The organism is Pandoraea eparura (assembly GCF_902459725.1).
In the GTDB taxonomy this organism is placed as follows: domain Bacteria; phylum Pseudomonadota; class Gammaproteobacteria; order Burkholderiales; family Burkholderiaceae; genus Pandoraea; species Pandoraea eparura.
This window is the reverse complement of record NZ_CABPSH010000004.1, coordinates 146616-158148: the sequence shown is the minus strand read 5'-3', so window position 1 is coordinate 158148 and position 11533 is coordinate 146616. Positions and strand designations below refer to the sequence as shown.

The 11533-nt window shown below is 63.9% G+C and carries 8 protein-coding genes and 3 pseudogenes; 4 read left to right on the top strand and 7 right to left on the bottom strand.

Annotated features, from left to right (window positions below; translation table 11 throughout):
* Nucleotides 1–4: 4 nt before the first annotated feature.
* Both PEP31012_RS11380 and PEP31012_RS11375 read left to right on the top strand, forming a co-directional pair.
* A complete protein-coding gene (locus tag PEP31012_RS11380) occupies nucleotides 5–862 on the top strand; it encodes a transketolase (RefSeq protein ID WP_150589454.1) in 858 nt (285 codons plus the stop codon).
* Entirely contained in the window at nucleotides 859–1887 is a 1029-nt protein-coding gene (locus tag PEP31012_RS11375) for a transketolase family protein (protein ID WP_425494949.1), read from the top strand. Before PEP31012_RS11380 ends, PEP31012_RS11375 begins: the two co-directional genes overlap by 4 nt.
* A gap of 119 nt (nucleotides 1888–2006) precedes the next feature.
* Here PEP31012_RS11375 and PEP31012_RS11370 read toward each other — a convergent pair.
* The 6 genes and pseudogenes from PEP31012_RS11370 to PEP31012_RS11345 all read right to left on the bottom strand — a co-directional run.
* A pseudogene (locus PEP31012_RS11370) lies at nucleotides 2007–2201 on the bottom strand (linear amide C-N hydrolase); the annotation flags it as partial.
* A gap of 94 nt (nucleotides 2202–2295) precedes the next feature.
* Nucleotides 2296–2790, bottom strand: a pseudogene (locus PEP31012_RS11365) (gluconate 2-dehydrogenase subunit 3 family protein); the annotation flags it as partial.
* A gap of 210 nt (nucleotides 2791–3000) precedes the next feature.
* Nucleotides 3001–4617: a hypothetical protein gene (locus PEP31012_RS11360; RefSeq protein ID WP_150589453.1), complete on the bottom strand. Its 1617-nt coding sequence runs from the start codon at nucleotides 4615–4617 to the stop codon at nucleotides 3001–3003.
* A 184-nt stretch (nucleotides 4618–4801) separates the two neighbouring features.
* Nucleotides 4802–5644, bottom strand: a complete 843-nt coding sequence (locus tag PEP31012_RS11355) for a helix-turn-helix domain-containing protein (protein WP_246171251.1) — start codon at nucleotides 5642–5644, stop codon at nucleotides 4802–4804.
* A gap of 266 nt (nucleotides 5645–5910) precedes the next feature.
* Complete coding sequence (locus PEP31012_RS11350; RefSeq protein ID WP_150589451.1) at nucleotides 5911–7371, bottom strand: M20 family metallopeptidase; 1461 nt, start codon at nucleotides 7369–7371, stop codon at nucleotides 5911–5913.
* 203 nt (nucleotides 7372–7574) lie between these two features.
* Nucleotides 7575–8615 (bottom strand): citrate/2-methylcitrate synthase, encoded by a 1041-nt coding sequence (locus PEP31012_RS11345; RefSeq protein WP_174978205.1) that lies wholly within the window; start codon nucleotides 8613–8615, stop codon nucleotides 7575–7577.
* 344 nt (nucleotides 8616–8959) lie between these two features.
* Between PEP31012_RS11345 and PEP31012_RS23975 the strand changes: the two are divergent.
* Nucleotides 8960–9337: pseudogene (locus PEP31012_RS23975) on the top strand (cupin domain-containing protein); the annotation flags it as partial.
* A gap of 30 nt (nucleotides 9338–9367) precedes the next feature.
* Complete coding sequence (locus tag PEP31012_RS11340; protein WP_246171267.1) at nucleotides 9368–10312, top strand: PDR/VanB family oxidoreductase; 945 nt, start codon at nucleotides 9368–9370, stop codon at nucleotides 10310–10312.
* Between the two features lie 133 nt (nucleotides 10313–10445).
* On the opposite strand, the gene PEP31012_RS23645 is transcribed toward PEP31012_RS11340, so the two are convergent.
* Nucleotides 10446–10613, bottom strand: coding sequence for a hypothetical protein (locus PEP31012_RS23645; protein ID WP_174978204.1), 168 nt, complete (start codon nucleotides 10611–10613; stop codon nucleotides 10446–10448).
* Nucleotides 10614–11533 lie beyond the last annotated feature (920 nt).

Sequence of the window (11533 nt, the reverse complement as noted above, 5' to 3'; positions counted from 1 at the left end):
CGTTATGAGCACCGTTGCATCCCCCCCCACCGATACCCTGAGTACGCTCGCTCAGCGCGCGCATCGCATCCGCCACAACGCCATCACCATGGCCGAGGTCCAGGGCCAGGGCTATGTCGCGCAGGCGCTGGGCATCGCCGACGTGCTGGCCGTCGCCTATCTGCATGCCATGAACGTTCGGCCGCATGAGCCGGAATGGGAGGCGCGCGATCGCTTCCTGCTCTCGGTCGGCCACTACGCCATCGCGCATTACGCCGTCCTCGCCGAAGCCGGCTACTTCCCGAGAGAGGAACTCGTCACCTACGGTTGCGACGACAGCCGCCTGCCGATGTCGGGCATGATGTCGTACACGCCGGGCGCGGAAATGTCGGGCGGCTCGATCGGTCTCGGCCTGCCGATGGCCGTCGGCATGGGACTCGGCCTCAAGCGCAAGCAGTCGGCGTCGTTCGTCTACACACTGATGGGCGACGGCGAGCTTGCCGAAGGACCGACCTGGGAAGCCGCGACGTCGGCCTCGGCGTTCAAGCTCGACAACATCATCGCCATCGTCGATGTCAACGGTGTGCAGGCCGACGGCCCGTCAACGGTCATCATGCCGACCGAGCCGCTGGTGCAGAAGTTCGAGGCGTTCGGTTTCTACACGCAACGGGTGAACGGCAACGACCTGGCCGCCGTGCTGCGCGCCTTCGACAATGCTCGGTCGCACGACAAGCCCGTGCCGCGCATCATCATCTGCGACACCAAGATGGGCAAGGGCGTCCACTTCCTCGAAGCCCGCGAAAAAAACCACTTCATCCGCCTCGACCCGCCCGAGTGGCAACGGGCATTCAACGCGCTCAGCGCGCAAGGGAGTGCAGCATGAACACGTCTGTAGCCGAAACACTCTCGACGACGCCCACCGGCCAGATGCCGGTGCCCACCATGCCGGCGATCATCGCGTCGTCGGTCGACGAGGGACACCGCACGCGCGCCACGCCCTTCGGCAAGGCGCTCGTCGCCCTGGCCGACGAACGTCCCGAGATCGTCGGCATGAGTGCCGATCTCGCGAAATATACGGACATGCACATCTTTGCGCAGGCCTATCCGGAGCGCTTCTACCAGATGGGCATGGCCGAGCAGTTGATGGCGACCGCCGCCGGCGGGCTGGCCAAGGAGGGGTTCATCCCGTTCGCTTCGACCTACGCGACCTTCGCCGCGCGCCGATGCTACGACTTCATCTCACAGGGCGTTGCCGAGCAGGATGCCAACGTCAAGATCATCGGCGGCCTGCCGGGCCTGACCACGGGCTATGGCCCCAGCCATCAGGCCACGGATGACATCGCGATCTTCCGTGCGATGCCCAACCTGACCGTGATCGATCCGTGCGACGCGCTCGATATCGAGCAGATCGTGCCGGCCATCGCCGACCACCCCGGCCCCGTGTACATGCGTGTGCTGCGCGGCAACGTCCCGCTGGTGCTCGACGAGTACGGCTACCGGTTCGAGCTGGGCAAAGCCAAGCCGATACGCGATGGCAACGATGTCCTCATCATCTCGACGGGCTTCATGACCATGCGCGCCCTCGACGCCGCCAAGGCGCTCGCGGCCGATCGCGTCGACGTGGCTGTGCTGCATGTCCCGACGATCAAGCCGCTGGATGAGGCAACTATCGTGCGCGAGGCCGCGCGTGGCGGGCGTCTGGTCGTTGTCGCGGAGAACCACACGGTGGTCGGCGGCCTGGGCGAGGCGGTGGCGGGAGCGCTGATGCGTGCCGAGGTCTCGACACGCTTTCGCCATATCGGTCTGCCCGACCAGTTCCTCGACGCGGGGTCCCTGCCGGTGCTGCAGGATCGCTACGGCATTTCGCGCAAGGCGCTCATCGCCTCGATCAAGCATTGGTTGGGGTGACGCGGCGCAAGTGAGGCGGGTCGGGCGAGCGTACTGCGGGATTCGGCGCTCGCCTTGCCTGCGCGCCAGGCATGCCCCGGTACGTGTCGGGCATGCATCGCTTCGGGACGGGTCGAAGGGCGCGGGATGCCGCGCGGCAGCACATAGAGATTGGTGGCGACATCGAGCTTCCAGTCCATCGAGCGCGCAGTGATGATGTCGTCTTTCGCTCCGAGATACACGACGCGCGTGCAGGCCAACGACGACAGTGGGGACAAGGCAAGCGCCGCGGCGACGGCGAGACACGGCAAGGTTCTGTCGAACTGACGGGGCATGGCGAAACCTCACGTTGGGGCAGACGGTTACGCAAGAACCGTCAGTATAACGATATGACGCATCCCCTCCCCCGCCCGCACGAAAGCGGCGAAGCACCAGCTTCCAGCCGACCATGTCCGTGTTGCCGCCGTGGATGGGATCCGAGAAGAAACGTTGCTTCGCATTGGCCAGCAGATACGAAAAGAAGGTGCGCGCCGGCACGCTGTCGAATTCGACCTTCGCATGCTCGAGATCGCCAAGCGCGGTCTCCTGCGTGGCGTGATCGAGGTCGGCGAACGCCTTGTTGTACTGCTTCTTGCAGTACGCGTCGCAGGCCGCGATGCCGTGACGATAGATGTCGCGCGGCACGAGGCTCAACGGGTAGCCCATTTCCGGCGGCTGATCGGTGTGGAACGGCCCCCGCCTGTACCACAACTTGCCGTGGCCGAAGGGCGTTTCCATCTGACGGTCAATGAACTGCGGCACATCGGCCTGAAGCGCTCCCGGGCCGAGATCGTCGGCGGGAATCAGGCGATCGACGGCGGCATTCACGAAACGCCATTCGTCAGCGGTATAGTATTTGGGTTCGTAGGGCGCACCCGACGCGGCCATTCTACTGACAAGCCCCGGCATGGCAAAACGAGAGTGTTGCGTAAGTCGCGCAAACTGTTGATTAAATAGGCTTGCAGATAATTAAAATATTTACTATCACGCGCGCACGGCGTGTTTCGCCAAATAACATAACTGCCGCGAATGTCTGCATGAAAAAGGCCGCTCCCTTGTCGGGTAGCGGCCCGGCTTGCCTAATGCAGCAGGGGATTACTCACGAATGGTCGGTAGTTCGGACAGGGGCGGCGCGGGCGGCGGCGACAGCGGCATCGCACCGGCTCGCCGGCCGCTGAGCCCCCCGCTCGCGTGCGCCGTCGGTTCACTCGACGACGGCGTGGACAGCATCGATCGTGAAAATATTTCCCGCAAGCTATGTTGCTGGCCCGGATGTGCCTTGCAAAATGCCTCGGCGAACTGCTCGCGCCGGGAGGGTTGCGACGTCGCACTGGCCGACGTCGGCGACAGTTCGGCTCGCGTGACGCGCGCGTATTCGCTGCCGTCCGGCGCGACATAGTGAGGGACGTCCGACGGGGTGTCCGCCCTCACGAGGCGGGCATAACCGCGCGCGTCCGTGTCAGGGGCCTCGGAATCGTCGGAATCGTCGGGCGACGGGCTGGCGGTCGGGTCAGCCGACGCGGGGCGAATGACATCGGCGAGCCGGATCGAACCGACCTGTCGGGTCACCGTCCGATGCGACCGCTCACGGTTCGGACTTCTTGGATCCGCACCTGCGGCGAGGTCATCGCCAAGCCGGCTGTCGTCATGCTCAGACGCCGGCGCTCGCCCCGTCGCGGACGGTGCGAGGCCGTCTCGCACCGCGCCGGTGGCGGCCTTCCATGTGTCGATGTCCAGCGCTCTCGCGGCGAGCCACGAACGCGCGGCCTCGCGGTCGCGAGACCTGGCGTCATTGAGCACCGTCGTGTACTCATGCGCGCCGAACCCACGGGCGCAAATCATCTTGAGCGTGACGGGCCGGTCGGCCGGATAGCCCAGGAGCAGGGCCAACCGGGCGGCATCGTTGGCCGCACGCGTCTTGTTGCGGGCGAACCAGGAAGTCGATGCGGCGGGTTTGAGCACCCAGTTGCCATCGCGCACGGCCAGGCGCAGCGGAACATCAGCGCCGCCGTTGGTCATTTCTCGCTGCGCCTCGCGCGCCATGTCGTTCAGCGCGACCAGGGCATTGAGTTCCGAGCGCAGCAGATCGTCCTTCCTGCCGTGCGAATTCAGGGTCAATTGCGCCATCGCGTCTCTGAGGGTAGCAAGGTCGTCACGATTTCTCAGGGCAATTTTCCTGGCGCTCCCGTCCGGCAACGCCGGAATGGTCGCAGTCAGCTTGCGGACCTCGTCGCTCAGACGCGCAATCTCGCCAAGCTGCGCGCGTACCGCGCCGGTGGCGAACGTCCGCACGAAAGCGGTCGGCTCGGCGGGAATACCGTGACGCACGCGCTGCATGGCGCTCGCGCGAGCACGCTCGAAGGTCACGTCGGCATCGACGGCGTCGACAAACCGGGCGCGCCAGCGCTCAAGCCCCTCACCGACGAACTTGGGCATCAGGGGGTCGGCGCGCAGGCGTTTGGCGTGAAGCACCTCCCGATCGCGCTCGGCGCACCAGGAGCCCAGTGCAATGCCGTTGTTGGCTTGCGTGCTTCTCGGCCGCACGGGATAGGACTGCCAAGGCTTGCCGGTCGATCCAAGCGCCGACGTTGCGACCGATCCCAGTCGCTGAAAGTCCGAGCCGAAGCTGTTTCCGTCGTCTGGCGGCTTCGACCGGTTGATGGAAATGAGGTGCACCGGCAAGCTGCGCGATGCGGCGAAAATGGTTCCCATGATCGTCTCCAAGGAATTCAGACCGGATGGTCTTCAGGCGCAAGGAGACTAGATCGGTTTGCCGGGAGGCGATGTCGATTGTGTGGGAAGTCTTCGTATTGTGGCACCGGCTCGTCGTTTTCCCGCACGCAATGCGCGTACACGACGAGGACGTTCGAGGGACGCACCTCCCTCGCCCGCGCGCTCAGAAACGCGCCAGCAGTTCACCGAGCAATGCCGCGCCTTCCCTGCCCTTGGCCGCGTCAGCCCAGAGCCGGTCAATCATGGCGCGATACATGCCGACGCCGTCGGGGGACGTTGTGATGGTGGCAATGCCGGTACGCAGGTTCGGTAGCTCGCCGAGACGGAACGGCGAGACCGCGACATAGGCTTCGCCCTGCGCCTCGAAGATCTGAAACGACTCATTGGGCATGTTGTCGCTCACGATGCCAATCTGCACGCCCGTCGTGTCGGTCTCCAGAAACGCGACGATACGCGCCACCTCGCGCCGCGCCGCCTGCCGCCGTTCGCGCTGCACCTCGGCAGGCAGTCCGAGGCGTCCGACGAGTCCGTGATGCAGAAACTGTTCGATCTGACGCAGGCCGATGAGACTCGTGACTGCCAGTCGCTGGCGCGAGAAGCTCGACTTGCGCTCCTGCAGGATGGCCAGCACGCGATCGATCGTGTTCGACCAGCGCTGGTCGGCAAGCGTGGGCGGGATGCTCTCGTCGAGCATGTGGCGCAACCAGACGTCGTAGTCGTCGGAGGTGAGCAGGAACGAAATCGGATCGAAATGCGCGACGATGCGCTCGGAGCGGCGCTCCAACTGGCGCATACGCTCGAAGTAGCTCACCGCCGAGTCGTGATACTCGACTTCCACGCCCAGCAGGTTCGCGAGCGACACCCCCAGCAGCGCCGCAAGCCGCTCGAGTGTATCGATCTTGACGATCTCGCCGCGCTCGAGCTTGTAGATCGCGGCGCGCGAGATGGCGAGCTGCTGCGCCACATCCTCGCTGCGCAGATCCGCGGCGAGCCGGTAGGCACGCAAACGTTCGCCGATGGCTCGGAAATTGAAACGCGCGCCTCTCGGCGCGCAGGATGTCGTCGCAACGCGATTCAAATCGTCCTCTCACGGATGCCCGCGTCCGGCGCGGGAGATGGCACCGCGCCCACATCGCAGCGCCGGGATTATACCGGGCGAGCGTACCTGTCCCGAGGCGGCTTGCGCGCTCGCCTGCGGCATGCTTGGCCCGTGGAAGGCCAGTGCCGCGCGCGCGTGCCAGGCATGCCTCGCCACGACGGCGCGGCTGCCGCTTACGGCGCCAGCGCGATGACCTCGGCCACCGCGGCGGTCAGCTTCGTCGCATAGGGCACGTGCAGGAACTCATTGGGACCATGCGCGTTCGACTTCGGTCCGAGCACGCCGCACACCATGAATTGCGCCGACGGGAAACCCGCCTGCAGTGTGTTCATCAGCGGAATGGTGCCACCCTGCCCGATGTATGCCACGTCCTCCCCGTAATGCCGTTGCGACGCCGTGTTCAGTGCCGAGGTGAGCCACGGTGCAACGTCGGGCGCGTTCCAGCCGGAGGCCGCACCGGCGTCGGGTTTGAACGTCACCTTCGCGTTGTACGGCGGATCGAGTTCCAGCAACGACTTGAGTTCGGCCACGGACTGCGCGGCGTCGACCAGCGGCGGCAGACGCAGCGACAGCTTGAACGCCGTGCGCGGACGCAGCACGTTGCCCGCATCCGACAGCGCCGGCAGGCCCGACGCGCCGGTGACCGACAGCGAGGGACGCCACGTCGAATTGAGCAGGGCTTCCTTCGGATCGGTGGTGGTCGGCAGCACCGACAGGCCGTCCTGGCCGCACGCCCACGGCAGCTTCTTCCAGACGTCGTCACCAAGAATGCGCGCCGTCGCTTCCGCCTCTTTCAGGCGCTGCAACGGAATCGGCGAGTGAAAGCCCTGCGGCAGCACGTTGCCGCTGCCCGCATCTTCCAGACGTTCGAACAATTGACGCATGATGCGAAAACTCGACGGCGCAATCCCACCATAGCCGCCAGAATGAATGCCCTCGTCGAGCACCTGCACCTCGAGACTGCCCGAGATCAGGCCGCGCAACGAGGTGGTCAGCCACAACTGATCGTAGTTGCCCGCCCCGGAATCGAGGCAGACGACCAGTCCGACGCGTCCCAATCGCTCGCGCAGCGCGTCGACGTAGGGCAGCAGGTCGTAGCTGCCCGACTCTTCGCAGGTCTCGATGAGACCAACACAGCGCGGGCGCTCCACGCCCTGGGCATCGAGCGCTGCGAGCGCCGTCACGCTGGCATAGATGGCGTAACCGTCGTCCGCCCCGCCGCGGCCATAGAGCTTGCCGTCTTCGAACTTGGGCGTCCACGGGCCCAGGTCGCGACGCCAGCCATCGAACTCGGGTTGCTTGTCGAGGTGGCCGTAGAGCACGATCGTTTCGTCGCTGCCCGAGCGCGTGGCGGGGGCCTCGAAGGAGATGACCGGTGTGCGTCCTTCAAGGCGAATGACCTCGAGCTTCAGTCCCTTGACCGGCTGGCGTTCGGCCCATTGCGCGGCGTCGCGCACGACGCGATCGATGTAGCCGTTGCGCGCCCAGTCAGCGTCGAAGCCCGGACTTTTGGCCGGTACCGCGATGTAGTCGGTCAGCGCGTGCAGGATTTCTTCATTCCACTTGCGTTCGACGAAGTCGCGCAAGGCGGCGGTGTCGAGCGCCGGCTGAGTCGGGGTGACGATGTCGTTCATAGGGGGCGTCCTTGAGGATGGCTTGTTTGATGTGGCAGTTCACGCCGTGCAGATTGAAGGGGGCGCGAGGCGCCATCCGGAGCCCTCGCCGGGAGCGGCAGTGGGCCGAATCCGTATCCGTATCCGTATCCGTATGGCGACATCATAGCCATTCCCGGGGGCGGTGGCGACCGACCCGAAGGCGCCCGTCGCGGCGACTGCCGTCACACGTCGGCGGGTCGGTAGGTCGCTCGGGGCCGCAGCATGAACGCTTGCTCCCGCTGCTCGATCGCGTGAGCACACCACCCACTGGTTCGCGCCACCATCCATAACGCGGCAGCGCTGCCGCCGGGCATGCCCACCGACTGCGTCAATGCTACGAGGGCAAGCGCCAATCCGGGGGAAAGCTGAAGGCGTTCATGCGCATCGGCGAGCAGTCGGAACATCGCTTTGGCCCGGCCGGCGTTGTGGGCGTGTTCAGCGGCCAATCCCAACAAGACCTGCGCGCGCGGATCTCCATTGGGGTAAAGCGGATGATTGAATCCGTACAGCGACTTTCCTTCGGCACGGATCTGGTCAAGATGATCGTCATGGGTCTCTCCAGACAAGTGGGCGACCAATGTCCGTTCCACGACATGTGTGGCACCTCCGACCGACGTCCCCAGATGCGTGCAGATCGCTGCCGCAACGCTGTTGAACAGCGGCGCAGACGTGGATGCTGCGGCGCGTGCGGCCAGTGTGGCAGGCGTGAGTTCGTGATCGGCGCAAACAATCAGCAAGGCATTGATCGCTTTGATCGCATTGCGCGTGGCTCTCGCGCCGCTGGCCCGCAATGCCCATGCGGCCATTCGCTCGTTCGGTCGACGGGGGACGTAGGCTCGCGCGTTCGATAGAAATCCAAGGCATCCGACGAGCGCATGGTAGACCCGTTGTACGCTACCCAAATCTTCTTGCGCGCCTTGCGGCGCATCCGGTGTCTCACGCCCACAAAGGGCGAGTACGCTCATCGCCATCAAATTTCCAATGTCGTCGGGCGGCCCCAGTTCCGCGTGCAGTTGTAGCAATGCGTGCAGGCGATCTGGAATCTCGATCAGAGGCCAAGGTTCCGCCGAGGGGTTCCACGCGCCCGTCACGAGGAGTTCGGCAACGGCCTCGAAGGGGCAGCCCTGCGTCGCCAATTCCAACGCGGCATGGTTGCGGTAGCGCGGACCGTGCTCGTCGATCCGGGTGATCGATGTGGCAACGATCGGCTCGCCCCAGTGCATCGACGTCGCTGCTGTCACGGCACGCGGCACTCGCCCGCGTCCGCGCACGACCATCGCGTCAACGTCAGCGCGGGCGTAAAGGTGTCGATGCGTCCCAGGGACCGGGATGCTTTGTATTTTTCCACGACTCACGTAGGAATAGAGCGTCTTTGCCGTCACGCCCAGCGCACTGAGGGTTTCGTCCCGAGACAAGTAGTCATGCCGATACTTCATGGTCGATTATCAGAATCAATCTTGAGGCAACAAGGGGGGGTACCTAGAATATTCACACATCGGCCACACCGCGCAACGGCCGGCAGAATAGTCCCGAGCGGGGACGAACGTCAATCGAAGGAGACCATGACATGCCCCCTGCAACCACAGCCTCGGCGGACAACGTCGTCGATGGCGAAAAGCCTGTAACGTGGAACGTCAACGATATTCCATGGATCCCCCTGACCGGCCTGTTTATCAACAAGTCCGGTTACAAAGCCGTCACCGAGCCCGCGTACACGAATGATGCCTACAGCATCGAGCTGACCAGTGTCGGACCGGGAGGGGCATCGCCCACCCACGTCGAGCCGCACGCGCATTTGTTCTATGTGTTGTCCGGCGTGGGCGAAGTCACGGTGGGTGACGAAACGTCCCCCGTCTGTGCAGGGTCCGTCAGCCCAATCTCTGCCGGCGTTGCTCACTCGTTCCGGAATCTGGGCGAATCGGCGTTGGAAATGCTGGTCATTTACCACCCGCCTCGCGTTCGCACAAAGCCACCGATGCCGACGCTAAGAACGACAGTGGCAGCACTTCGGCAAGAGGCCACGGGCGTCATCCGCATTGAATTGCGACCGGCAGACGGCGCTTCTTTTCCCGCGTTCACGCCCGGCGCACACGTTGACGTTCGACTGCCCAATGGCATCACCCGGAGCTATTCCCTGACCAATGCGCCTGACGAAACGCACCGATACGTGCTGGGCGTGCTTGAGGTTCCGGAGAGTCGGGGCGGATCGCGCTACCTGCATCACGAATTGGAAGTCGGCGCCGAATTGATCATCTCCAGCCCGCGAAACAACTTCAGCCTCGCCGACTCAACCGAGCGCGCCGTGTTGATCGCCGGTGGCATCGGCATCACGCCCCTGTTGTGCATGGCGCGTCACTTGCGCGCGCAAGGCCGCGATGTGGTGCTCGCATACTGCGCCCAGACCCGAAAACACGCTGCCTTTGTCGACGATATTCTCGCGCTCGGCATCCCGGTAATGTGGCATTTCGATGATGAACAGGGCGTGCAATTCGACCTCGAGCGATACATGGCATCCCAGCCGCGCGACGCTCATTTTTACGCTTGCGGCCCCGGCGGTTTTCTGGGTGCCTTCGAACGGGCTTGTCACGACCTGGGGATCCAGAACGGTCACATCGAGCGATTCTCGGGCGCCAAGCCTGCGGCCGAGCCTCGGTCATCGTACGCTGTTACGCTGAATCGGTCGGGACGAACGCTGAGCGTTGAGCCTGGTACAACGCTGTTGCAGACGTTGCTGAGCGCAGGGGTCGAAGTCCCGTACAGTTGCCAGGAGGGCGTGTGCGGCGCCTGCAAGACCGCAGTGTTGGCTGGCGAGCCGGATCATCGGGACTCGGTGCTAACGGCAACGGAACGCGCGTCCAACACCGTGATGACAGTGTGTGTCTCCGGTTGTCGCACGCCATCGCTGCGACTCGATCTGTAGCCGGCGACTGCGACCGGTGTTGCCTACCCCGTCAAACGCGGCATGCGCCAACGTTGTTGGGTGCATCGAGACCGCAGAGGCGCGCCAATCCATGGCGCGCCCGTCGCAACGCTCCCCGCGGCCGCGACACCCCTCAGAGCCAGCGCCACGCAATGGCCATGGCGCCGACGGCAATGCCAACGGAGATCACGATGCCAAACCACGCCAGTTGGGCACGCCGTGCCCGACGGCGGCTCGATTCCGAAGTGTCGTAAAAACGACCCAATCCGCCCGAGTACAACTTTTCCCAGCGAATTTCCATGGCGCACCTCACAAATCAATCAAACCGGCCCGCGTGACTATTTTTTTACTGTTTTATCGAAAATTCTGAGACGCAAGACAATTCGGATTAATCCGGGAAAATCCGGAACACAGGACTACCCAAAATTCCGACACAGCGCCGTCGTTTCAAGATGGCACTATTCTTTCGTAAACGCAATAGCGTGAACCCGAAGAATGCGGCACCATCGCCACGAGCGGCCACGTGATCGACGATGGATATCGACGCGGTTAACGCGCTTTATCGGCGGCGGCGTCGATGCTCAATGGGAAATGGCAGCCAATGACCGACATTCAGCCATGCGAACCGTTTGGATGCGAGCCGAGTGTGTAACAAAACGTTTCAAGACGGCAGGGTCGCGCGATTGAATCGGGTGATTGAAGTCGCATGACGAACGCGTTAAAGCCCCCGTGGCGCAAGCTCGGGAAGCGGCAACATCGTCAAGGAAGCGGGATCGGCGTCAGCCGAAGCAACGTGGCGCGGCCGTCCGCCGGAGGCGGTGCCGCGCACGAAAAGGAAGATGGGTGACTTTAGCGTCCCAGGAAGGCCGCGCCTACCGACAAGAGAACGAATCCGCCGACGCTACAGCCGATCGCGATTGCCAACAGGCGTTGAAACAGTTGCTCGCGCTCATTCGCGCTGCGATGGGAACGGGGTGCATCGTGATGAATCGTTCCCCAACCACTCGAATACACTTTTTTCCAACGGATGTGCATAAGTTACCTCGCGTTGTTTAGTGTTCGTAGCCTTGCCGTCATCGATTCACGCTATCGGAATCGACGAGACGCAGGGCTAGTATGCGCTTTGCCGAGCCGTCGTAAACCCCCTATCCGTGCTGCGTCGCCGCAAGCCAAATGCACGAATTCTTCGGATTTCGAGACGGGCGCGCGAGATGGTGAATC

Excerpts from the sequence above, each read along its gene's own strand:
- PEP31012_RS11340 (WP_246171267.1), top strand. The coding sequence starts at position 9,368 with ATGCCGACGCTAAGAACGACAGTGGCAGCACTTCGGCAAGAGGCCACG.
- PEP31012_RS11360 (WP_150589453.1), bottom strand. The coding sequence starts at position 4,617 with ATGGGAACCATTTTCGCCGCATCGCGCAGCTTGCCGGTGCACCTCATT.
- PEP31012_RS23645 (WP_174978204.1), bottom strand. The coding sequence starts at position 10,613 with ATGGAAATTCGCTGGGAAAAGTTGTACTCGGGCGGATTGGGTCGTTTT.
- PEP31012_RS11350 (WP_150589451.1), bottom strand. The coding sequence starts at position 7,371 with ATGAACGACATCGTCACCCCGACTCAGCCGGCGCTCGACACCGCCGCC.
- PEP31012_RS11375 (WP_425494949.1), top strand. The coding sequence starts at position 859 with ATGAACACGTCTGTAGCCGAAACACTCTCGACGACGCCCACCGGCCAG.
- PEP31012_RS11380 (WP_150589454.1), top strand. The coding sequence starts at position 5 with ATGAGCACCGTTGCATCCCCCCCCACCGATACCCTGAGTACGCTCGCT.
- PEP31012_RS11345 (WP_174978205.1), bottom strand. The coding sequence starts at position 8,615 with ATGCACTGGGGCGAGCCGATCGTTGCCACATCGATCACCCGGATCGAC.